The organism is Micromonospora sp. Mcm103, from assembly GCF_024519755.1.
Lineage (GTDB): Bacteria > Actinomycetota > Actinomycetes > Mycobacteriales > Micromonosporaceae > Micromonospora > Micromonospora aurantiaca.
Window position 1 is genome coordinate 1 of sequence record NZ_JALJRJ010000017.1, and the last position, 21,826, is coordinate 21,826.

The window sequence follows — 21,826 nt, forward strand, 5'->3', positions numbered from 1 at the left end:
CCTCCTCGCTGACTTCACCACCCTCAACACCCCTTGACTTCTATAGGAGCATCCCCGGCACACGACGAAGCCCCCTCCCGGAGGAGGGGGCTTCGTCGTGTGGGGTGACTGATGGGAATTGAACCCACGACAACCGGGACCACAACCCGGTGCTCTGCCAACTGAGCTACAGCCACCATGCTCGCCGCTCCGGTCGCCCGGGGCGGTGCGCGGACTAATCATAGCCACACTCCCGCCGACCCCGTCCACCGGGTTCGGCGGGGCCCTCAGAGCTGGGCGGCGATCGCCTTCGCGGCCTCGACGTCCGGCCCCGGCAGCGGCACGAACACGGTCCGCCGGTAGTACTCCAGCTCGCGGATGCTCTCCCGGATGTCGGCGAGCGCCCGGTGGGCCAGGCCCTTCTGCGGCTGCCCGAAGTACACCCGCGGGTACCAGCGCCGGCACAGCTCCTTGATCGAGGACACGTCGATCATCCGGTAGTGCAGGTGCGCGTCGAGCCGGGTCATGTCGCGGGCCAGGAAGCCCCTGTCGGTGGCGATCGAGTTGCCGCACAGCGGGGCCGTACGCGGGTCCTTGACGTAGCTGGTCACGTAGTCGAGCACCATGTCCTCGGCCTCGGCCAGCGTCACCGTGGAGCGGCGTACCTCCTCGGTGAGGCCGGACTTGGCGTGCATGGTGCGCACGATCTCCGGCATGCCGTCGAGCGCCTCGTCGTCGGCGTGGATCACCACGTCGACGCCGTCACCGAGCACGTTGAGGTCGGGATCGGTGACGAGCGCGGCGACCTCGATCAGGGCGTCCCGCCGCAGGTCGAGCCCGGTCATCTCACAGTCGATCCAGACGAGAAGATCAGCCACCGGAACAGACTACGCGCCGCCGACGCGCCCGCGCCTCGGCCCGGCGGCCGAGGTGGACCGCTAGGGTTTCCTGCGTGCCAGCCGAACCCGACGCGCCACCCGCCGTCGCCCGCGACGACGCGGGCGCGCGTACGGTCCGGCGGGTCGTAGCGGTGCTGGCGCTGGTCGCCATCCTGCCGGCGCTCTACCTGCCCAACCTGCGCCACGACTACTACGACCAGAAGATCTACATGTCGGCGATGGACTGGTGGGCGGCCGGGCACCCGCTCTACGACTACGTCCAGCCGGACCGGCTGCAGGGCGCGCTGTACTTCACCTATCCGCCGTTCGCGGCGCTGCTCCTGGCGCCGTTCGGGTACCTGAGGCTCGGGGTGGCGATCGCCGCCTTCGCGGTGCTGACGGTGGCCGCCGTGGTGGTGACCACCCGCTGGCTGGTGCTGCCGGTGCTGCGGCGGCACGATCTGCCGCGCGGGTTCGGCCTGACCGTCGCCGTGCTGCTGGTGCTGGCGGTGGAGAGCACGCGGGAGACGCTCACGCTCGGGCAGATCAACATGCTGTTGGTGGTGCTGATCCTGGGCGACCTGCTGTTCGCCGTACCGCAGGGGCGGCGCTGGGCCGGTGTGGGCGTGGGCCTGGCCGCGGCGCTCAAGCTGTTCCCCGGCATCTTCGTGCTCTACCTGCTCGCCGCCCGGAAGTGGCGGGCGGCGGCCGTGGCGGCGGTGACGGCGGCGGTGGCCACGCTGCTGGCCGCGGCGGTCGCGCCGGGTGACTCGTGGCGGTTCTGGACGCACGAGCTGTGGGTGACCGACCGGGTGGGCCGCCCCGACTACACCGGCAACCAGTCGCTGTTCGGGCTGCTCAGCCGCCTGACCGCGCCGGCCGAGCCGGACCGGCTGCTGTGGCTGCTGCTCGTGCTGGCGGTGGCCGCGTTCGGCCTGTGGCGGGCGGCGCGCGCGGCCCGGGCGGGGGACGCGCTCGTGGGTCTCACAGTGACCGGGCTGGTGGGCGGGCTGGTCAGCCCGATCACCTGGATCCACCACCTGTACTGGTTCATCCCCGCGGTGGTGGTGCTCGTCGACGCGGCACTGGACGCCGATCCGGCGACGCCCGCCGGGGCCCGCCGTCGCGGCGGCCTCTTCGCGCTGGTCGCCGTCGTCGGCCTGCCGATCGTGTACGGGTTGGTGACGTTCCAGGACTGGGGTACCGCCATCGTGCACACGGACGATCCTGTCGACTTCGTCGTCCGCAACGTGTACGTGCTGCTCAGCCTGCTCCTGCTCGCGGTGCTGCCGATCCGCCGGCATGCGGGCGAGAAACCGATGACCCGGACTGAACGGACACACCTCGCAACAAACGGCGATCAGCGCTAATCTGGTATCAACTACCTCAGTTTTCTCCCAGGTAGCACCGATCCCCCGGTGATGAACGGCCCTCCGCGTCGGCAGCGCGGAGGGCCGTTCGGTTTCCCGTCCTCAGTCCTTGTCGTCGGGGCACCGGCGGGGCGGGGCGGCGATCGCCGCACGGGTCCGCCCGCCGGACCCGGAGCCCACCGCCACCAGGTGCCGCTCGGGTCGCGACACCGGGCCCGGCTGGCGGCCCAGGCCGCTCAGCGAGGTGACGCCGAGACGCCCGGCCAGCACCGGCACCTGGTCCGGCTCGACCACGAAGACCACCTCACGCGGCCGCAGCGGGCGCAGCAGCACCGCCACCGCGAGGACCACCAGCAGCGTGCCGCCGGCCAGCAGCGCCCATGCCAGCCCGGGGAACCATCCGGCCCGCAGCTCGGCACGCATCCGCAGGTCGAGCTCGTCCGCGCCGTCCACGCGCATCACGACCAGGCTCAGCGACCGGCCGGACAGTTCCGCCGGGCTCCACTCCAGGGAGCCGACGCCCTCGCGTACCCAGAAGGGCTCCGTCATCGGCGCGGCGGTGGCGGCGCCGACGGTGGCCGGGTCGAGATCGACAGGCAGCGGGCCCCGGGTGACCGCGACGCGGCGCACGGTGCTGTGCGGGATGTCGGCCAGCCACCGTCGCACCTGGTCGGCCGGGGCGAGGCCGAGGAAGACCGGGCCGTCGTCGTCCCGCGCGGTCAGGTGCAGCCGGGCCTGTCCGGTACGCGCCAGCGGCAGGTCGGCGCGTAGCAACGCGTCCACGTCGGTCACCAGCACCGCGCGGGCCGGCGTGCGGACCGGCTCGAACCGGGCGCCGAAGCCGCCGTCCGGGCCGGCGTGCCGGGCGGCGAGCCAGAGACCTCCGCCCGCCAGCAGCGCCGGAATCCCCAACGCCAGCAGCACCATGCCGGCGATCGTGCGTACGAAACGCATTCGCGTCGTCCCTCTCGGTAGCCGATTACCCGGCCGACCTTACCGACGGGGGTCGGCCGATCGCCGGATATCGGCGGCACCGGGGCCGGAACGGCGACCGGCCCGGCGGATCGTTCCGCCGGGCCGGTGCGTGGCTCGCGTTCAGGACTTCGCGGCGGGCTCCCGCCGGGTACGAGCGAACGCCAGACCGCCGAGGGCCAGGCCGCCCAGTCCGGCGACCAGGCCGGCCACGCCGAGGGCGGTGGCCCCGCCGGAGCCGTCGTCGTCGTCATCGTCGTCGGCTGCGGCGGCCGGCGCGCTCGCAGCGGACGAGGCGGGCGCCGCCGCGGCCAGCTTGAGCACCGGCGCCGGGTTCTCCGGCTCCTCCGCGCCCGGCGTCGGCTCCTCGATCCACCGGGAGACGTTGCCGTCGGAGTACGTCTGGAGCACCTTGAACACCATCGTGTCGGCCTGCGGCAGCGGGCCCATCGACACCGGGAACTCCTGGAACTCGCCCGGCTTCACGCCGCCGTTCGGCGCGGCCGTGAAGGTCAGCTTGGAGACCGCCTCGGTGAGCTGGCTGCCGTGCACCTCGATCGGCGGATCGACCTTGCGCTTCTCCACCGCCACCGTCCAGCCCGCCACCGGCATGGTGGAGACCGAGCCGACCGGGGCGTTCTCCGGCAGGTTCACCTCGACCTTGACCGTCGACGCCGTGTCGCTCTCGTTCGGCACCCGGAACGCGAACCGGCCGTAGCCGCCCTGCGTACCCTCGGCCGGGTTGATCGTGACGTGCGCCGAGGCCGCACCGGCCACGCCGAGCACGGCCGTGGCGACGGCGGTGAGGGTCAGCGCGGCGACTGTCGCGGAGCGCCGGAGACGGATCATCAGATGGGACCTTCCGTTACTTGATCGGCACGGTGGCGGTCACCGTGGCCTGGTCGATGTCGGACGTGCGGACGGTGATGCGCACCTGCCAGTCACCCCGGGCCGGCAGGTTGACCTCGCCGGTGGCGTGGTTGTCGCTCAACGGCAGCAGCGGGACGGTGATCGGCTCGATCCCGGCCGACGGCAGCGCGGCGGTGACCTTCCACTCCTGCACCGGCTGCGGGCGGCTGTCCTTGGTGTAGGCGTACAGGTGCATCGAGTTGTTGCCGGTCTCGGCCGGGTCCACCTGGACCTCCAGCGAGTAGAGCGGGCTGCTCAGCGTGGCCGAGAAGTAGCCCTGCTCGGCGCCCGCGACGTTCGCGGCGGCGGTACGCGCCGGGGTGGTCTGCACGAGCGTCGCCGACACGCCCAGCACCACCGCCGTGATCGCCAGCTCGGCCACCACCGCCCGCCGCATCGAGCCCGGCCGGCCGGCGGCGACCCGCCGCCGCACCAGCGCCCGGGAGTACGCGGCCACGCCGATCACCAGCACGAACAGCGCGATCTTGGCGAGCAGGAGCCGGCCGTACGTGGTGTCGAACAGCGCCTGCAGACCGGCCACCTCGATCAGGCCCTGCACGGTGCCGGCCAGCAGCAGCGCGGCCACCGCGAGCGCCGCCCAGCGGGACCAGATCGGCAGGATCGCGTCCAACTCGCGCTCGTCGGCCCGGCGCAGCAGGAACACCGCGAGCATGACCAGGCCGCCCAGCCACACCGCCATGCCGCCCAGGTGCACCGCGTCCACCACCACCGACACCGCGGGCGCGGGCGAGGCCGCCGCGTGCCCGGCCAGCGGCCAGGTGAACAGCGCCGCGCCGCCGAGGACCGCCAGGATGATCCCGTCGGTACGGCCGATCGGGCCGGCGAACAGCGGCCGGAGCAGGAACGCCGCCGCCGCGAGCAGGCCCAGCCGGACCAGGTGCGTGGTGCCGTAGGCGCTGCCGAGCACGTCACTGAGTCCGGAGCCGGTCACGTCGAACAGACCACCGCCGTTGACGTACGGCACCTGCAGCCACACCTCGGCCACGGTGGCCACCGCCAGCAGGCCCAGCCCGGTCCAGGCCAGCCGCGCCGGTCCCCGGCGGGACAGCCGGCGCGGCCAGAGCGCGGCGAGCACCAGCGCCGGGCCGACGAGCAGCAGCAACCCGACGTAGCCGGCGTACTTCGCCACCTTCACCGCGTTCTCGGTGACCGGGTTCGCCCGGTTGTCCGAACCGCTGTCGGTGGGTGGCTCGGACGGTGCGCCGACGGAGTAGGTGAAGGCGCCGGAGACGGGGTGGCTGTCGGCCGAGATGACCCGGTAGCTCACCAGGTAGGTGCCGCGCCCGCCGGACGGGTCCACCGGGATGGTGACCTCGGCGCCCTGGAACGTCGGCTCGCCCCGGTCGGCGCGCGAGCCGTCGGGGGCGATCACCCGGACCTTCCCGGGCACCTTGCGGACGCCCTCACTGAACGTGATCACCACCTGCGCGGGCGCCTCGGGCACCACGGCGGAGGCGGCAGGGCTGCTGCTCACCAGCACCGCGTGGGCGGCAGCCGGGGAGGCCGGGGCGAGCAGCAGGGCGACCAGCAGGAGCAGCAGCCCGGCGGCGGCCCCGGAGCGGGCGGCGACGGCCCGGGACGGGCGGCGTACGGCAGCAGTCATGACCGCCATGGTTCCCGAACCGGGGCGGGTCCGGCGAGCCGGTCTCGGGCGGGCGTGACCGAGCGCCCACCCGGCACGGCGGCGCGCGCCACGCCGGGCCTGCTCGGAGGTCATGGGAGGGTAGTCGGACGGCGGGCGGGAAAAGTTCCCGGCGTGTGCGGGACCACGGAATGGGTCGAAGGACCCTGTCCACTCCAGGTACGCCGCGTAACCTCGGGTGACGTGATCCCCGGCCCGCGCGACACCGCCGCCGACCGCCCCGTGTCGGCGCCCGACGCTGCCCGGGACGCGGCCACCGGCTGGGCGCTGGCCGCCCGCGACGGCGACCGCGACGCGCAGGCCGCCTTCGTCCGGGCCACCCAGGCCGAGGTGTGGCGCTTCGCCGCCGCGCTCGTCGACCCGGACACGGCGGACGACCTCACCCAGGAGACATACCTGCGGGCGTTCCGGGCGCTGCCCGGCTTCGAGGGGCGCTCCAGCGTGCGGACCTGGCTGCTCGGCATCGCCCGGCGGGCCTGCGCCGACCACCTGCGCACAGTGGTGCGCCGCCGCCGGCTCGACGCGCGGCTCGCCGCCCAGGCCGCCACCGACCGCCCGTACCCGGACCCGGCCGGGCAGCTCGGCGCCACCGACCTGGTCCGCCGGCTGCCCGCCGAGCGGCGCTCCGCGTTCGTGCTCACCCAACTGCTCGGCCTGTCGTACGCCGAGGCCGCCGACGTGGAGGGGGTGCCGGTGGGCACGATCCGCTCCCGGGTGGCCCGCGCCCGCGACGAACTGGTCGACGCCGTCGGCGACACGTTGGCCGGATAGCGGGAACCTTTCGTGGCGCTCGGACGACGAATGACTGTGACCCCCTCCCCCTCACCCCGGGCGGGCCGCTGGCCGGCCCTGCGGCCCTGGCTCGGCGTCGCGGCCCGCCTCGGACTGGCCGCCGTGTGGCTGGTCGCCGGTGGCACCAAGGTCGGCGACCTTGCCGCCTCCGGCCGGGCCGTGAACGCGTACCAGGTGATGCCGTACGACGTGGCCACGGTGATCGGCGCGGCGCTGCCGTTCGTCGAGCTGGCCCTGGGCGTCCTGCTGCTCGCCGGGCTCGCCACCCGGATCAGCGCCGGCGTCTCAGCGGCGCTGCTCGTGGTCTTCATCGCCGGCATCGCCTCGGCCTGGGCCCGTGGCCTGGCCATCGACTGCGGGTGTTTCGGCAGCGGCGGGCAGCTCGCCGCCGGCCAGACGCCCAGCTACCTCCCGGAGATCCTCCGGGACCTCGGGTTCCTGGTACTCGCCGGGTTCCTGCTGATCTGGCCCCGCACCCCGTTCTCGGTGGACGGGTGGCTGGCGGGCGACGACACCGTGGAGGACACCGATGAGTAGTCGCAAGGGGCGCAAGGACGCGGCCCGGGTCGTACGCGAGCAGATCGCCCGGGAGAAGCGGCGCAAGCGGACGCTCTGGACCTCGATCGCCGCGGTGCTGGTGCTCGTCATCGCCGGCGGCATCGGCTGGGCGGTCTACTCCAGCCAGAAGTCCGACGAGTTCACCGCCCCGCCCGGGGCCAACGACGCCGGCACCGGCATCGTGCTCGGCACCGGGCCGGTCACCATCGACCTGTACGAGGACTACCTCTGCCCGGCCTGCAAGCAGTTCCAGCAGGTCAACGGCGAGACGCTCAACCAGCTCGTCAGTGAGGGCAAGGCGAAGCTGGTGTTCCACCCGGTGGCGTTCCTGAACCGCTTCTCCACCACGGAATACTCGACCCGCTCCTCGGCCGCCTCCGGCTGCGCCGCCCAGGGCGGCAAGTTCCGCGAGTTCACCGACCAGCTCTTCGCCAAGCAGCCGCCGGAGGGCGGCGCCGGGCTCAGCAACGACGAACTCGTCGACATCGGCGCGGGCGTCGGACTGAACCGGGACGAGTTCGCCTCCTGCGTTTCCGACGGCACGTACCGGTCGTGGACCGAGCACGTCACCGACGAGGCGAGCAAGGCCGGCGTGACCGGCACCCCGACCATCAAGGTCAACGGCAGTGAGCTCCAGGACCGCAGCCCCGAGGGGATCAAGTCGGCGGTGGAGGCGGCCGGCAAGTGATCGCACCCCTGCGCCGGGCCGCGCTGGTGCTCGCCGTCGCGGCCACCGCGCTGCTCACGCTCGCCGCGCCGGCCGCCGCACACGGCGCGGACGCGCCCGACGGCACGGACTACCGCGCCACGATCAGCGGCGTCGACCCGGATCGGCCCGGCCTCACCGCGCGCATGGTGGAGGCCGGCGCACGACTGGAGCTGACGAACGACACCGGCGCCGAGGTCACCGTGCTCGGCTACTCCGGTGAGCCGTACCTGCGCATCGGCCCGGGCGGCGTGTACGAGAACACCCGCTCCCCCGCCACGTACCTGAACCGGACGCTGGCCGGGGAGACCCGGCTGCCGGCCGAGGCGAACCCGGCCGCCGCGCCCGACTGGCGGCGGATCGACGACGGCCCCACCGCCCGCTGGCACGACCAGCGCACGCTGTGGCGGGAGGAGGCTCCGCCGGCCGCCGTCGCCGCCGACCCGGACCGGGAACACCGGGTACGCGACTGGGCGGTGCCGCTGCGCGCCGGTGACACCACCGGAGCCGTACGCGGCACGCTGGACTGGGTGCCGCCGCCCGACCCGTACCCCTGGTGGGTTGCCGCCACGCTGGGCTTCCTGCTGATCGGCGCGGCCGGGCTGGCACCTGGTGGCACCGCCGCCGGGGTGCGGGCGCTGCGCGCGGTCGGCGCGCTGCTCGCCCTGGGCGGCGCCGCCACGGTGGCGCTCACCGTCGCCCGCGCGCTGGACACCGGCGCGCCCGGCGTCGGCGGAACGCTCGCCGAGCTGGTCACCGGCCAGGTGTGGACGCTGCTCACCGGGCTCGGCGCGCTCGCCGCGGGCGGGTACGCGCTGGCCCGCCGCCCGGCCGCCGACTTCGTGCTGGCGCTCGCAGGCGCCTGCCTCACGCTGTTCGCCGGGGCGACGAACCTGGCCGCGCTGTCCCGCGCGATCCCCCCGGCCGCCGGCCCGGCCACGCTGGTGCGGGTGCTGGTGGTGCTCGGCCTGGCGACGGGTGCCGGCGCGGTGGCGGCGGGCCTGCTGCGCCTGCGCACCGCCGCAAGGGCAGCCCGCCCCACCCCCCACCCAACCCCCGTGCCCTGACCCGCCCCGCCCTCTGAGTGGAGGTTGTCAGCGTCCCCGGGCCCCCGCGAGATCTTGGTACCAAACGGCCCCCCTAGGGGCCCTTTCCTACCAAGATCTCCACCGCTCCACTCCCGCCGCACTCACCCCTGGACGGCGTGATCTTGCAGTTGCCGCCCCGAGCTTGCGGCTCTTGTCCCGGAATGCCCGGGCGGAAAGTGCAAGATCGCGGCGGAGGAGGGCGGGACGGGCGAGGGCCGGGTCAGGTGGGGCGGGGGGCGAAGCCGTAAGGCAGCTCCAGGCGGTGGGCGGTCAGCAGTGCCTCGTCGGACAGGAGGTCTGCGGTGGGGGCGTCGGCGACGATGCGGCCGCCGTCCAGAATGACCGAGCGGGGGCACAGCTCGGCCGCGTACGGCAGGTCGTGCGTGACCATGAGCAACGTCACCGGCAGGGCACGCAGGATCTCCGCCAGCTCCCGCCGGGCGGCCGGGTCGAGGTTCGACGACGGCTCGTCCAGCACCAGGATCTCCGGGCGCATGGCCAGCACCGTCGCCACCGCCACCCGGCGCCGCTGCCCGAACGACAGGTGGTGCGGCGCGCGATCCCGATGCTCGCTCATGCCGACCGCCGCGAGCGCCTCGTCGACCCGGGCGGCCAGCTCGGCGCCGCGCAGGCCCAGGTTGGCCGGGCCGAACGCCACGTCCTCGGCGACTGTGGGCAGGAACAGCTGGTCGTCCGGGTCCTGGAAGACGATGCCGACGCGGCGGCGTACCTCGGCCAGCGTGTCCCGGTCCCGGCTGACGGTCAGGCCGCCGACGGTCACCGTGCCCTCGGTCGGCGTGAGGATGCCGTTGAGGTGCAGCACGAGCGTGGTCTTGCCGGCGCCGTTGGGCCCGAGCAGCGCCACCCGATCGCCGCGCGGCACGGTCAGGTCCACGCCGTGCAGGGCGACGTGACCGTCCGGGTACGCGTACCGGACGCCGTTGACGTCGAGGGAGGGCGGCTGCTGCACGTACCCGATCATTGCAGGACGAGCGCGACGGCGGCGATGGTGGCCGCGATCGCCGGCACGGTCGCGGCGGCCGCCCACTGGCCGGCGGTGGCCGCGCCGGCCCCCTGCCACACCGCCGGCATCCGGCCGGTGTAGCCGCGCGAGAGCATCGCCAGGTAGACCCGCTCGCCGCGCTCGAACGCGCGCAGGAACAGCGCGCCGACCCCGGCCGCGAAGCCGCGCAACTGCCACAGGAACCGTGGGTCGTCGCCGCGCGACACCCGCGCCACGCGCATCCGGCGGGCCTCGCCGACGAGCACCTCCAGGTAGCGCAGCATGAACGTGGCGATCTGGGTGAGGATCTGCGGGCACCGCAGCCGGTCCAGGCCGAGCAGCAGGTCACGCGTCGTCGTGGTCGCCGCCAACAGGAGCGACGCGAGTACGCCGAGCGTGCCCTTGGCGAGGATGTTGAACGCGCCGTGCAGCCCGTCGACGGACAGGGCGAGCCCTGCTACCTCGACCCGCTCCCCCGCCCCGAGGAACGGCAGCGCGAACGCGAACAGCACGAACGGCAGCTCGATCAGTGCCCGGCTGAGCAGCCAGCGCGGGCCGACCCGGGCCAGCGCGGCCACCGCGGCGACCAGGAGCGCGTAGCCGCCGAAGGCCCAGTACGCCTCCCGGGGCGTCGCCACCACCGCGATGGTGAACAGCACCATCGCGGCGATCTTCACCTCGGGCGGGAGGCGGTGCACCGGCGAGCCGGACTCGCGGTAGAGGACGTGCGCGTGCCCGGCGCCCATGGTCAGCGGGTGCCGGTGGACGGGGTCGCTGCGTCGCCCGCCGGGTCGGTGGTCGCGGTGGTCGTGTCAGGCGCCCCGGGCCCGGCGGACGTGACGGGCGTGGCGGGGCCGCGGCGGCGGGCCAGCCAGAACAGGCCGCCGCCGAGCGCGAAGGTGAGCAGCACGCCGAGTACGCCGGACAGGCCGGTGGAGAGGAAGTCGTTGCCGATGCCGCGTACGCCGTAGTCGGCGAGCGGGCTGTCCGCCAGCTCGTGGTCCTTGGCCTGCTGGGCCGGGCAGCTGCCGCCGGTGATCTCGTCGTCGGCGTTGACGGTGCAGCCCTTGAGCAGCGACGAGTCGAGGCCGTCCGGGTGCGAGGAGGCGTAGTTGCTGACCACGCCGGCCAGCAGCAGGGCCACCAGCAGACCGCCGAGCAGGAACGGCCAGTGACGCTTGCTCATCGGGCACCTCCGGCGACCGGGACGGCGGGAGCCGGCGTGGCCGGCTTGAGGGCGCGCAGCGCGTACACCAGGTCGGGCCGGACCTTGGCGACGGTGACCACAGTGGTCGCGGTGATCAGGCCCTCGCCGATGCCGATGAGCAGGTGGGCGAAGGCCATGGTGCCGGCCAGGCCGGTGAGGTTGCCGCCGAGGTCGGTGGTGCCGCCCAGCCAGTACTGCAGGACGAAGCCCTGGGACGCGACCACCACGCTGACCAGCGCGGACACGAACGCGGTGACCGCCAGGCCGGCCGGGGTACGCGGCAGCACGCGCAGCAGGAGCGCGATCAGCAGGTACGCGGCGGCGGTGCCGAGCAGCGCCATGTTGGTGATGTTGAGGCCGAGCATCGCCACCCCGCCGTCACCGAAGACCAGCGCCTGCACGATGAGCACCACGGCGACGCAGAGCGCGCCGACCCAGGGGCCGACGAGCAGCGCGGCCAGCGCCCCGCCGAGCAGGTGACCGCTGACCCCGGCGGTGAAGATCGGGAAGTTGAGCATCTGCACGGCGAAGATGAACGCCGCCACCAGCCCGGCCATCGGGGCCAGCCGGTCGTCGAGGTCGGCGCGGCCCCGCAGCACGCAGAAGGCGAGCGCGGCGAGGGCGAGAGCCGCGAAGATCGCGGCGACCGGACCGTTGATGATCCCGTTGGAGATGTGCATCGCCAGGGTGTCCACGCGCTCAGCGTATTTCCAGGAAGGCACTGTTGCCAATATCTTGCAACTGCACATGGTGCCCGTCACCGCGCCCGCGCGTCGCCGCCCGCCGACCGTACCGGCCCGGCGGTATCGTCACCGCCATGACCGACCGCCTCAAGCCCGGCGACCCCGCCCCCGACTTCACCCTCCCCACCGACGACGGCGGCACGCTGTCCCTGTCCGGCCTGCGCGGCCGCAAGGTCATCCTGTACGCGTACCCGGCCGCCATGACGCCCGGCTGCACGAAGCAGGCGTGTGACTTCCGGGACTCGCTCGCCTCCCTCCAGGCCGCCGGCTACGAGGTGGTGGGCGTCTCGCCGGACAAGCCGGCGAAGCTCGCCAAGTTCCGCGACCGGGACGCCATCACGTTCCCGCTGGTCTCCGACGAGGACAAGGCGGTGCTGACCGCGTACGGCGCGTTCGGCGAGAAGCAGATGTACGGCCGCACCGTCACCGGCGTGATCCGCTCGACGTTCGTGGTGGACGAGGACGGCAAGATCGAGCAGGCGTTCTACAACGTGCGGGCCACCGGCCACGTCGCCAAGCTGCGCCGGGACCTCGGCCTCGACTGAGGTCGCCGGACGGGCCGCCTCGTCGCGGCTCGTCGCGTCGCGGCCGGTCGCGGCCCGGAGTACACACGGCTCCGGCGCGACGCTCTAAACTCAGCGGGCCGGCGGGAGTGGCGGAACGGCAGACGCGCAGGCCTTAGGAGCCTGTGTCCGAGAGGACGTGGGGGTTCGAAACCCCCCTCCCGCACCATCAACTGTGTCACCCGCATCACGAACGCGGGTCCGGGCCACGTCGTCACGCGCAGGATGGCGTCGTGGACCTGCGCTTCGTACTCGACCCCGACCTGACTCCCGAACTGCGCGAGCAGATCATCGCGCTCTGGGTGGACGTGACGAACGCCGGCGGCGCCGTCGGCTTCGTCGCCCCGGTGACGGCCGACGACGTACGCCCGCTCGCCACCTCCACGCTCGACGAGGTGGCGGACGGGCCGGACCGGCTGCTCGCCGGCTACGAGGGCGAGAAGCTGGTCGCGGTGCTGGTCATCGCCGACAACCGGTTCCACCTCAAGACGCACTGGCGGGTGCTCAAGCGCGTCATGGTGCACCCGGACACGCAGGGACGCGGCCACGGCGCGGCGCTGATGCGCGAGGCCGAGCGGATCGCCTGCGGCCTCGGCCTGACGGCGCTGCACGTGACGGTCCGCGACGGCCTGGGGCTGGACCGCTTCTACAAGCGCCTCGGCTACCGCGAGATCGGCCGCCTCCCCGCCGCACTGCGCCTGTCCCCCACCGACGCCCGCGACGAGATCCTCATGTGGCTGGACCTCCCCACCTCCCCCTGACCCACCCACCCCACCCCGCCCTGCCCCGCCCCGCCCCGCCCCGCCCTAGCCTGCCCCGCCGATCTTGCACTTTCCGCCCCCGCAAAAGCCGCATTCAGGGCATGTCGAGGGCCGCAAGTGCAAGATCAACGAGGTGGGGGCGGGTCAGGAACAGGGGGTTTGGGTGGGAAGGGCGGCGGCTGCCTGCACGACGGGGTCCACCGGGGCGGGGGCGGGGGCCGGCGACGTTGTGCGGGTGGAAGGGCTTGGGGTGGAGGTTCTGGGCGTCGGGGTCGGCTTCTTCGGGGTCGGCCTGGGGGTGGCGGGATCGGCGCCGTACATGCGGGTCTTGCTGCGTTGCACCTGGCCGGGGAGCATCCGGATGCCGGTGGCCGTCACGCGGTGGCCGTACACGTCGGTGACCCGGATCTCGTACGGGCCGGGACCGGCCCCGGACGGGATCAGCCAGTAGTTGTAGTCCTGCCGCTGCGCCGCCCGCCACGAACCGTTCTGCCGTACCTCGACCGAGCGCAGCGGGTTGCCGTGGTCACCGACCAGGACGGCGAACCACCACTGCGACGAGCCCTCCTTCATCCGGAAGGTGAGCGGGCCGGGCAGCCTCGGGTTCACCACCGCGCGGTAGCTGACCTTCACCACTCCCTGCACCGGATCGGCGATCCGGGCGAACGCCTCGGCGGACAGGTCGAGGTGGCCTGGTGCGCACTCCGGGCACTGGTCCATCACGAGCACCCGGACGGTGCCGCGTGGGCCGGTGACGTCGAGGAAGCCGCCGCAGGAGGCGCCGGAGGCGTACTCGCTCGGGCCGAGCGCGACGTACATCCGGTCGGCGGGCGCGGCGGGCCGGGAGCAGTTGCCACCGGCACCCTCGGAGTCGTAGAAGGTGGCCTTGCCGCTGTGCGTCGCGCCACCGACGGGCGGGGCCGCAGCCACCGGCAGGGCAGCGCCGGGCGGCAGAACGGCGGGCGGAAGAGCGGCCACGGCAGCGCGCCCAGCCGGGGCGGCGCAGGCGGGGGCGGCCCCGCCGCGTACCGCGAGGGTCACCGCGACCGCGGCGGCGACGGTGACCAGCCCGGCGGCGGCCAGGCGGCGACGGCGTGCGGCGGTGCGGCGCCGGTCGTCCGGGGTGGCGGGTCCGGGCGCGGCGCCGGTGGTCGGCGGGTGGGGTGCGGGGCCGTCGGTCACGCCGGTCGATGCTGCCGGACCGGCGTGCCGTGGGACAAGCGAGCTAAGCGAAAGCTAAACCGGGCGCAGCGTACGGGCGGTGGAGACGACACCGGCCAGCCCGCCGGCCAGGTCGGGGCGCTGCCGCAGCGAGTCCTCCAGGCGGACGCGCCACACGCCGGTCTCGACCGGCAGCCGGGCGTCGCCGGCCCAGCGGACCCGGTCCCGGCTCTCGTCGAGGGCCACCGCCGCCGCGGGACCCATCAGGGCGCCGAGTTCGCCACGCAGCCAGCCGAACAGCTGCTCGTCGTGGATCGCCCCGCCGATGACCCGGGCGGCGTCCCACGCCACCCGCGGTTGGTGGATGACCTGCATCTCGACTCCTCGGTCGATGTGGCATTCCTCACCATCATCGATCCCGCAGCCGGCCGGGGCAAGGCCCGGACCCGGCCACCTCACCGCGGCGGACCCGCGCCGCCGGGGCGTCACCGTCCGGGCGCGGGTCCACACGGTACGACGCGAATCAGTAGCATCGCGGCATGTCAGATCGCCACCAGCTCACCGATTCCGACAGTCGTGCGCAGGGCTCCGATGTGGAGCCGGGCGGGCCGGTGGAGGAGAAGGCGCCCCGGCGCCGCCGGGGCCGGCGGATCGCCCTGATCGTGCTGCTCGTAGTGGTGCTGCTGACCGGCGGCACCGCCCTGGCCGGCGGCCTCTACTACCGCTCCGTCGACAAGTCGATCGAGCGGGTCGACGCCTTCGAGGGCGTCCCGGACGAGTCGCGGCCGCAGGTCGAGGCCAAGGGCGCGATGAACATCATGATCCTGGGCAGCGACTCCCGCGACCCGGAGAGCACCGGCGGCTCGCGCAGCGACACGATCATCCTGGCCCACCTGCCGAAGGACCGGTCGAGCGCCCAGCTCATCTCGATCCCCCGCGACACCTGGACGGCCGTCCCGAAGTCGAAGGAAGGCCGCGGCGGTCGCGACGCGAAGATCAATGCCGCGTACGCCTGGGGCGGCGTGCCGCTGATGGTGCAGACGGTGGAGAAGTTCAGCGGCGTCCGGGTGGACAACGTGGCGATGGTCGACTTCGCCGGCTTCAAGGAGATCATCGACGCGCTCGGCGGTGTCGAGATCGACGTGGAGAAGGGCTTCACCACGAAGTACTCGCTGATCGGCACGCGGACCTTCGAGAAGGGCCGGCAGACGATGGACGGGGCCGCCGCGCTGGACTACGCGCGGGAGCGGCACGCCTTCCCGGACGGCGACTTCGCGCGTATCCGGCACCAGCAGCAGGTGATCAAGGCGATCCTGGACAAGGCCGCCTCGGGCGGTGTGCTGACCAACCCGGCCAAGCTGAACTCGTTCGTCCGCGCCACGTCCGACTCGGTGGCCGTCGACAAGTCACTGTCGCTGGTGGATCTCGCGATGGAGATGCGGGGCCTGCGCGGCGGCAACCTGACGTTCTTCACCTGCCCGGTCAAGGGCACCGGCCGGGTCGGCAGCGAGAGCGTCGTGTTCCCCGATCCGGCGCGCTCGAAGACGCTGTTCGACGCGGTGCGCCGCGATTCGGTCCCCGAGATCCTCGCCATCAGCGGAAAGTAGGACGTCGATCTGCCATGCCGGTGCTGGCGGCGGGGCGGGGTCGCTCGTATCCTGCGATCGCCGTCGGTCTCTGTATCCGGGCCGGCGGCGTCACGGGGGAGGATCGACCATGCCACGCCTGCCGGCGTTCGAGCATCCGTCCGCGCCGCCGTCCGGTGTGGCCATGAACAGGCCGATGGACAGCGGCATGGACACGACCACTGTGCTGCCGTACGCGGGGTCGCGCGCGTCGACGCGTACCCGATGGTTGCGGGCCTGGATGGTGACCGCGCCCATCGACGTCGCGGCGCTGCTCACGCCGCTGCTGCTGACCCAGAACTACTGGCGTGGCACGTTGTTCAACGCCGCGCTAACAGTGGGCCTGTTCGCCGCGGGCGGCCTCTACCGGCCGCGCCGGCACATCAGCATCCTGGACGAACTGCCGAGCCTCGGCGGCCGGTTGCTGGCCTCCGGCGCGGTGGGGGCGATCATCGCGGCGTTGCGGCACGACTCGGTGCCGTACGTCAGCGGGTTCATGCGCGGTGTCGCGCTCTCCGCCGGCCTGGTGATCGTCGGGCGGGCGCTGAACAGCCGGCTCATCCTGCTGGCCCGCAAGCGCCGGTGGGTGGAGCACAACGCGATAGTCATCGGCGGCGGGCCGATCGGCGGCGAGCTGGCCCGGCTGCTGCGGCGCTACCCGCAGTACGGGCTGCGGTTCGTCGGCGCCGTCGACGCCCCGTCGCGGCCGCGGATCGGCGCGTTGCCGCTCATCGGCACCATCGACGACCTGGAGAAGCTCGCCGAGATGCTGGAGTGCGAGGTCCTGGTCATCGCGGACCCGGACTGCTCCGAGGCCGACCTGATGGAGGCGCTGCTGCGCCCGGCCAGTTCCCGCTGTGACCTGTGGGCGGTGCCGCGCCTGTGGGGCTCGCGGTCGCAGGGCGGCTACCCCGACCACATCGGCGCCATCCCGATCGTCAAGATCGGCGACACCACGCTCACCGGCCCCCGGTGGCGGCTCAAACGCGCCTCCGACGTGGTGTTCGCGGTGACCGCCCTGCTGGTGCTGAGCCCGCTGCTGCTGCTCTGCGCCGTCGCCACGTTCCTCGACGGCGGCCGGGGCGTGTTCTTCCGTCAGGAGCGCATCGGCCGGTACGGCAAGCCGTTCCACGTGATCAAGTTCCGGTCGATGCGCCCGGCCGACGAGTACGAGTCGCAGACCACCTGGTCGATCGCGCACGACGAGCGGGTCGGGCCGATCGGGCGGTTCATGCGGCGTACCTCACTGGACGAGCTGCCGCAGCTGTGGAACATCCTGCGCGGCGAGATGAGCGTGGTGGGGCCCCGGCCGGAGCGGCCGTACTTCGTGGAGAAGTTCTCCATGGAATACCCGAGGTACGCGATGCGGCACCGCGTACCGGTCGGGCTCACCGGGCTGGCGCAGGTCAGCGGTCTGCGCGGGGACACGCCGATCTCGGACCGGGCGCGGTTCGACAACTACTACGTCGAGAACTGGTCGCTCTGGCTCGACATCAAGATCGTGCTGCGTACCGTCACCGAGGTGTTCCGGGGCGGAGGGCGCTGAACGCCTCGGCCAGGTCCGCGTGCCAATCCCCCGGCGGCGGCAGCTTCGCGGCGGCCCACCGGCCGTGCGCCAGCACGCTGTAGCGGGGGCGCGGCGCCGGGCGCGGGAAGCTGTCGCTCGTCGTCGGCCGGACCCGGTCCGGGTCGAGACCACGCAGGGCGAACACGGCGCGGGCCAGGCCGTACCAGGTGGTCTCGCCGGCGGCGGTGCCGTGGTACGTCCCGGGTGCCGCGTCGCCGGCGAGCGCCGCGTCGGCGAGCGCCACGAGACGCTCCGCGAGCCGGTACGACCAGGTGGGCTGTCCGCGCTGGTCGTCCACCACGTCGAGCCGGTCGCGTTCGGCCGCCAGCCGCAGCATCGTGGTGACGAAGTTGCGCCCGTGGGTGGCGTAGAGCCAGGCGGTGCGCACCACGTACCCGGTCTCGGGCAGCAGCCGGGCCACCGCCCGCTCCCCGGCGAGCTTGCTGCGCCCGTACGCGTTGACCGGGCCGGTCGGGGCGTCCTCCGGGTACGGCTCGGTGGCGTCCCCGGCGAACACGTAGTCGGTGGAGACGTGCACGAGACGCGCGCCGGACACGGCACAGGCGCCGGCCAGCGCGGCCACCGCGTCGCCGTTCACGGCGGTGGCGTCCCGCTCGCGCGTCTCGGCGCCGTCCACGTCGGTCCACGCGGCCGCGTTGAACACCACGTCGTGGCCGCCCACCGCGTCCCGGACCGCCTGTGTGTCGGTGACGTCGAGGTCGGCGCGGCCGGCGGCGGTGACGGACAGGTCCGGCCGGGTCCGCAGCACGGCGAGCAGGTCCCGCCCGAGCATCCCGCCCGCGCCGGTGACCAGGATCCGGGTCATTCGGGGCCGGCCGTCTTCAGCGGCTCCCACCAGGCCCGGTTCTCCCGGTACCAGCTGATCGTCTCGGCCAGGCCCCGGTCGAGGTCGATGCTCGGGGCGTACCCCAGCTCGCTGCTGATCTTGCTGATGTCCAGCGAGTACCGGCGGTCGTGGCCCTTGCGGTCGGTGACCGGCACGACCCGGTCCCAGCCGGCCCCGCACGCCGCCAGGAGCCGCTCGGTGAGCTGCCGGTTGGTCAGCTCGGTGCCGCCGCCGATGTGGTAGACCTCGCCGGCCCGCCCCTTCTCCTGCACCATCGCCACGCCCCGGCAGTGGTCGTGCACGTGCAGCCAGTCCCGGACGTTGCCGCCGTCGCCGTAGAGCGGCACGGTGCCGCCGTCGAGCAGGTTGGTCACGAACAGCGGGACGACCTTTTCCGGGAACTGGTACGGCCCGTAGTTGTTGGAGCAGCGGGTCACCACGACGTCCAGGCCGTGGGTGCGGTGGTAGGATAGCGCCAGCAGGTCCGACCCGGCCTTCGACGCGGAGTACGGCGAGTTCGGCGCCAGCGGCCAGTCCTCCGTCCACGAGCCGGAGTCGATCGAGCCGTACACCTCGTCGGTGGAGACGTGCACGAACCGGCGGACGCCGTGCCGCAGCGCGGCGTCCAGCAGCGTCTGGGTGCCGAGGACGTTCGTGGTGACGAACGGTGCCGCGCCGGTGATCGAACGGTCCACGTGCGACTCGGCGGCGAAGTGGACGATCACGTCGTGGCCCGGCACCACCTCGTCGACAAGCGCCGGATCGCAGATGTCACCGCGGACGAAGCGCAGCCGGGGGTCGTCGCGTACCGGCGCCAGGTTCGCCAGGTTGCCGGAGTAGGTGAGCTTGTCCAGCACTGTGAGCGCGGCCGGGCCCTCGACCGGCACCCCGGCCGCGTCGCCGCCGGGCACGCCCAGCAGCATCCGCACGTACTCCGACCCGATGAAGCCGGCGCCGCCGGTGACGAGGACCCTCACGGGTCGTGGAGTCTACGCCGTAGCGGCAGCCCGGGCGGGACGTCGACGGGCCACGGGGGCGGCGGCGTCGCGGGTAGTCTCCGCGGGTGCGCGGAATCCTTCTCGCCGGTGGCACCGGATCCCGGCTCTGGCCGATCACCCGGGCCGTCTCGAAGCAACTGATGCCGGTGTTCGACAAGCCGATGGTCTACTACCCGCTCTCCACTCTGGTGATGGCCGGAGTGCGGGAGATCCTGGTGGTGACCACACCGGAGGACCGCACCCAGTTCGAGCGGCTGCTCGGCGACGGCAGTCAGTGGGGGCTGCGCCTGTCGTACACCGAGCAGCCCCGCCCGGAGGGCATCGCGCAGGCGTTCCTGCTCGGCGCCGACTTCGTCGGCGAGGAGTCGGTGGCGCTGATCCTCGGCGACAACATCTTCCACGGCGTCGGGCTCGGCCGGCAGCTCGCGCAGCACCGCGAACCGGCCGGTGGGCGGGTCTTCGCGTACCCGGTGGCGAACCCGCAGGACTACGGCGTGGTCGAGTTCGACGACGCCGGCCGGGTGCTGTCGATCGAGGAGAAGCCGGCCCGCCCCCGGTCCCGGTACGCGGTGCCGGGCCTCTACTTCTACGACAACCGGGTGGTCGACATCGCCCGCAAGCTGACCCCGAGCGCCCGGGGCGAGCTGGAGATCACCGCGATCAACGAGACGTACCGGGCGTGGGGCGAGCTGACGGTGACGGTGCTCGACCGGGGCACCGCCTGGCTGGACACCGGCACGTTCGCGTCGATGATGCAGGCCGCCGAGTTCGTCCGGGTGATCGAGGAACGCCAGGGCATGAAGATCGGCTGCGTCGAGGAGGTCGTCTGGCGGTCCGGGCTGATCGACGACGAGCGGCTGCGGATGCTGGCCCATCCGCTGACCCGCAGCGGCTACGGCGAGTACCTGCTGGGCCTGCTCGCCGACCGGTCCGGGACGGTGGGCGCGTCGTGAAGATCCGTCCGCTGGGCATCGAGGGTGCCTGGGAGGTGACCCCGCGCCTGCACGGCGACCCGCGCGGCCTGTTCCTGGAGTGGTACCGCTTCGACCGGCTCGCCGAGGCGGTCGGGCATCCGCTGCGGCTGGCGCAGGGCAACCTGTCCGTGTCGGCGCGGGACGTGGTGCGCGGCATCCACTTCGCCGACGTACCGCCCGGGCAGGCCAAGTACGTGACCTGCGTGCGCGGGGCGGTGCTGGACGTGGTGGTGGACGTGCGGGTCGGCTCGCCGACGTACGGCCGGTGGGAGGCGGTACGTCTCGACGACACCGACCGGCGGGCCGTCTACCTGGCCGAAGGGCTGGGGCACGGGTTCTGCGCGCTCACCGACGACGCGACGCTCAGCTACCTCTGCTCCGCCACGTACAACCCGGCGGCCGAGCACACGGTGCACCCGCTCGATCCGGATCTCCGGATCGACTGGCCGGCGGCGACGCCGCTGCTGTCCGAGCGGGACGCGTCGGCACCGCGCCTGGCCGAGGCGCGGGCGGCGGGCCTGTTGCCCGGCTACGACGCCTGCCGCTCCTTCACCGAAGCGTTGGACACCCGGCCGTCGCTCTGACCCGGCACACCCGCCGGCTCCGCGACGGCGTCGGCCGGACGGCGGCGCGCCACCGTCGCCCAGAGCGCCCGCACGTCCGCGCTCACCGGAGTGCCGGCCCTGCGGTAGCCGAGCACCAGCGCGATGCCGACCCCGACGGCCAGGCCCCCGAGCGCGCCGCCGAGGGCGTACCACTGCCACCGCACCGGCTCGGGACGCGGCGGCGGCGCGGCGGCCCGGACCACCGCGACGTGGGCCTTGAGCCCGAGTCCGGCGGGCGGCAGGTCACGTTCGGCGATCCGTTGCAGTTCGGCGGCGAGCGCGGCGGCGATCGCCGCGGCCGTGCCGGCGGACCGGTCGGTGACCGCCACGTCGATCGCCAGCGAGTCGACAGTGGACGATGCGACGACGCGGCCGGCCAGGTCGTCGGTGGTGTACGGCAGTCCGAGCGAGTCGATCACCGGGCGGGTCAGCCGGGGCGTGTTCATCATGGTGGCGTACGTCTTCACCCGCCGCTGCATCAGCCGGCCCGCCTCGTCCGCAGGCGGGCGGGGCTGGGGCTCGGCCGACTTCTCGGCGGCGAACGTGACGAGCATCTGGGTCTCGGCCCGGTAGACCGGCGGCCGGCGTTCGGCGAGGACCCCGGTGAACGCGCCGCACAGCAGCGTCAGCGCCAGCACGATCGGCCACCGCCTGCCGATCGTGTCGCGGAAGTGGGCGAGGTCCACGACGCGTCACCCTACCGGCGTCGTGGAGCCCTGGGCGTACCCGCCCGCCGGGTCCATTGCGCGGCGGCGCTCATGTCGGGTAGAACAGGCCCGCACACATCCGCGCATCTCGGGGGAAGATCGAGTGGATTCCGCGTGGCCGGCTCGTGGCCGGCGCCGGCGCCTGGGCGC

The 21,826-nt window shown here is 73.5% G+C and carries 24 protein-coding genes and 2 tRNA genes; 12 read left to right on the forward strand and 14 right to left on the reverse strand.

The annotated features are described in order from the left end of the window. Positions 1–100: 100 nt before the first annotated feature. A tRNA-His gene (locus tag OC439_RS20570) sits at positions 101–176 on the reverse strand. A 90-nt stretch (positions 177–266) separates the two neighbouring features. Then, positions 267–857, reverse strand: coding sequence for an oligoribonuclease (gene orn / locus OC439_RS20575; RefSeq protein WP_013474266.1), 591 nt, complete (start codon positions 855–857; stop codon positions 267–269). Between the two features lie 74 nt (positions 858–931). On the opposite strand from orn, the gene OC439_RS20580 reads away from it, so the two are divergent. Continuing rightward, a complete protein-coding gene (locus OC439_RS20580) occupies positions 932–2,227 on the forward strand; it encodes a glycosyltransferase 87 family protein (protein ID WP_262014830.1) in 1,296 nt (431 codons plus the stop codon). A 102-nt stretch (positions 2,228–2,329) separates the two neighbouring features. Here the strand turns inward: OC439_RS20580 and OC439_RS20585 are convergent, their stop codons facing one another. From OC439_RS20585 to OC439_RS20595, 3 genes are all read right to left on the reverse strand, one after another. Beyond that, entirely contained in the window at positions 2,330–3,181 is an 852-nt protein-coding gene (locus OC439_RS20585; protein WP_262014831.1) for a hypothetical protein, read from the reverse strand. 141 nt (positions 3,182–3,322) lie between these two features. Further along, the gene (locus tag OC439_RS20590; RefSeq protein ID WP_262014832.1) at positions 3,323–4,048 is read right to left on the reverse strand and encodes a YcnI family protein; all 726 of its coding nucleotides are present in this window, start codon (positions 4,046–4,048) and stop codon (positions 3,323–3,325) included. Positions 4,049–4,064: 16 nt separating this feature from the next. Next, positions 4,065–5,732: a copper resistance CopC/CopD family protein gene (locus tag OC439_RS20595; protein ID WP_410054942.1), complete on the reverse strand. Its 1,668-nt coding sequence runs from the start codon at positions 5,730–5,732 to the stop codon at positions 4,065–4,067. A 222-nt stretch (positions 5,733–5,954) separates the two neighbouring features. Between OC439_RS20595 and OC439_RS20600 the strand changes: the two genes are divergently transcribed. Genes OC439_RS20600 through OC439_RS20615 form a run of 4 tightly spaced genes read left to right on the forward strand, consistent with a single transcriptional unit; the run spans position 5,955 to position 8,894 of the window. Continuing rightward, positions 5,955–6,542, forward strand: coding sequence for a sigma-70 family RNA polymerase sigma factor (locus tag OC439_RS20600; RefSeq protein ID WP_262014834.1), 588 nt, complete (start codon positions 5,955–5,957; stop codon positions 6,540–6,542). Positions 6,543–6,572: 30 nt separating this feature from the next. Further along, positions 6,573–7,100, forward strand: coding sequence for a MauE/DoxX family redox-associated membrane protein (locus tag OC439_RS20605; RefSeq protein ID WP_262014835.1), 528 nt, complete (start codon positions 6,573–6,575; stop codon positions 7,098–7,100). Continuing rightward, positions 7,093–7,809, forward strand: coding sequence for a thioredoxin domain-containing protein (locus OC439_RS20610; protein WP_262014836.1), 717 nt, complete (start codon positions 7,093–7,095; stop codon positions 7,807–7,809). Before OC439_RS20605 ends, OC439_RS20610 begins: the two co-directional genes overlap by 8 nt. Next, positions 7,806–8,894, forward strand: a complete 1,089-nt coding sequence (locus tag OC439_RS20615; RefSeq protein ID WP_262014837.1) for a hypothetical protein — start codon at positions 7,806–7,808, stop codon at positions 8,892–8,894. The genes OC439_RS20610 and OC439_RS20615 overlap by 4 nt, the downstream gene beginning before the upstream one ends. A 241-nt stretch (positions 8,895–9,135) precedes the next feature. Here the strand turns inward: OC439_RS20615 and OC439_RS20620 are convergent, their stop codons facing one another. The 4 genes from OC439_RS20620 to OC439_RS20635 are packed head-to-tail and all read right to left on the reverse strand — an operon-like array spanning position 9,136 to position 11,820. Beyond that, a complete protein-coding gene (locus OC439_RS20620) occupies positions 9,136–9,897 on the reverse strand; it encodes an energy-coupling factor ABC transporter ATP-binding protein (protein WP_262014838.1) in 762 nt (253 codons plus the stop codon). Next, positions 9,894–10,664, reverse strand: a complete 771-nt coding sequence (gene cbiQ, locus OC439_RS20625) for a cobalt ECF transporter T component CbiQ (RefSeq protein ID WP_262014839.1) — start codon at positions 10,662–10,664, stop codon at positions 9,894–9,896. Before cbiQ ends, OC439_RS20620 begins: the two co-directional genes overlap by 4 nt. A gap of 2 nt (positions 10,665–10,666) precedes the next feature. Continuing rightward, positions 10,667–11,104, reverse strand: coding sequence for a PDGLE domain-containing protein (locus OC439_RS20630; RefSeq protein ID WP_262014840.1), 438 nt, complete (start codon positions 11,102–11,104; stop codon positions 10,667–10,669). Further along, on the reverse strand, positions 11,101–11,820 hold the full coding sequence (locus tag OC439_RS20635; protein WP_030270233.1) for an energy-coupling factor ABC transporter permease: 720 nt from the start codon (positions 11,818–11,820) through the stop codon (positions 11,101–11,103). The genes OC439_RS20630 and OC439_RS20635 overlap by 4 nt, the downstream gene beginning before the upstream one ends. A 122-nt stretch (positions 11,821–11,942) precedes the next feature. Here OC439_RS20635 and bcp point away from each other — a divergent pair, with 122 nt between their 5' ends. From bcp to OC439_RS20650, 3 genes are all read left to right on the forward strand, one after another. Further along, positions 11,943–12,413, forward strand: coding sequence for a thioredoxin-dependent thiol peroxidase (gene bcp, locus OC439_RS20640; protein WP_262014841.1), 471 nt, complete (start codon positions 11,943–11,945; stop codon positions 12,411–12,413). Positions 12,414–12,514: 101 nt separating this feature from the next. Then, positions 12,515–12,600 (forward strand) — tRNA-Leu (locus OC439_RS20645). A gap of 64 nt (positions 12,601–12,664) precedes the next feature. After that, positions 12,665–13,192 carry a GNAT family N-acetyltransferase gene (locus tag OC439_RS20650; RefSeq protein ID WP_262014842.1) on the forward strand — a complete coding sequence of 176 codons (528 nt, stop codon included), beginning with the start codon at positions 12,665–12,667 and terminating at the stop codon, positions 13,190–13,192. Positions 13,193–13,336: 144 nt separating this feature from the next. Here OC439_RS20650 and OC439_RS20655 read toward each other — a convergent pair whose 3' ends face one another. After that, positions 13,337–14,374 (reverse strand): expansin EXLX1 family cellulose-binding protein, encoded by a 1,038-nt coding sequence (locus OC439_RS20655; RefSeq protein ID WP_262014843.1) that lies wholly within the window; start codon positions 14,372–14,374, stop codon positions 13,337–13,339. Positions 14,375–14,428: 54 nt separating this feature from the next. Next, positions 14,429–14,728 (reverse strand): hypothetical protein, encoded by a 300-nt coding sequence (locus OC439_RS20660; RefSeq protein WP_262014844.1) that lies wholly within the window; start codon positions 14,726–14,728, stop codon positions 14,429–14,431. Between the two features lie 164 nt (positions 14,729–14,892). Here OC439_RS20660 and OC439_RS20665 point away from each other — a divergent pair, with 164 nt between their 5' ends. Both OC439_RS20665 and OC439_RS20670 read left to right on the forward strand, forming a co-directional pair. Further along, positions 14,893–15,960 (forward strand): LCP family protein, encoded by a 1,068-nt coding sequence (locus OC439_RS20665; RefSeq protein WP_262014845.1) that lies wholly within the window; start codon positions 14,893–14,895, stop codon positions 15,958–15,960. A 109-nt stretch (positions 15,961–16,069) separates the two neighbouring features. Next, the gene (locus tag OC439_RS20670) at positions 16,070–17,524 is read left to right on the forward strand and encodes a sugar transferase (protein WP_262014846.1); all 1,455 of its coding nucleotides are present in this window, start codon (positions 16,070–16,072) and stop codon (positions 17,522–17,524) included. Here OC439_RS20670 and rfbD read toward each other — a convergent pair. Beyond that, positions 17,493–18,371, reverse strand: coding sequence for a dTDP-4-dehydrorhamnose reductase (gene rfbD / locus OC439_RS20675; RefSeq protein WP_262014847.1), 879 nt, complete (start codon positions 18,369–18,371; stop codon positions 17,493–17,495). The two genes, OC439_RS20670 and rfbD, sit on opposite strands and share 32 nt — an antisense overlap. After that, on the reverse strand, positions 18,368–19,369 hold the full coding sequence (gene rfbB / locus OC439_RS20680; RefSeq protein WP_262014848.1) for a dTDP-glucose 4,6-dehydratase: 1,002 nt from the start codon (positions 19,367–19,369) through the stop codon (positions 18,368–18,370). Before rfbB ends, rfbD begins: the two co-directional genes overlap by 4 nt. Before the next feature lie 86 nt (positions 19,370–19,455). Here rfbB and rfbA point away from each other — a divergent pair, with 86 nt between their 5' ends. Together rfbA and OC439_RS20690 are read left to right on the forward strand one after the other, a co-directional pair. Next, entirely contained in the window at positions 19,456–20,343 is an 888-nt protein-coding gene (gene rfbA, locus OC439_RS20685) for a glucose-1-phosphate thymidylyltransferase RfbA (RefSeq protein ID WP_262014849.1), read from the forward strand. Continuing rightward, positions 20,340–20,948, forward strand: a complete 609-nt coding sequence (locus tag OC439_RS20690) for a dTDP-4-dehydrorhamnose 3,5-epimerase family protein (RefSeq protein ID WP_262014850.1) — start codon at positions 20,340–20,342, stop codon at positions 20,946–20,948. The genes rfbA and OC439_RS20690 overlap by 4 nt, the downstream gene beginning before the upstream one ends. Here OC439_RS20690 and OC439_RS20695 read toward each other — a convergent pair. Continuing rightward, on the reverse strand, positions 20,894–21,655 hold the full coding sequence (locus OC439_RS20695; protein WP_262014851.1) for a YveK family protein: 762 nt from the start codon (positions 21,653–21,655) through the stop codon (positions 20,894–20,896). The genes OC439_RS20690 and OC439_RS20695 overlap by 55 nt on opposite strands. Positions 21,656–21,826: the final 171 nt, after the last annotated feature.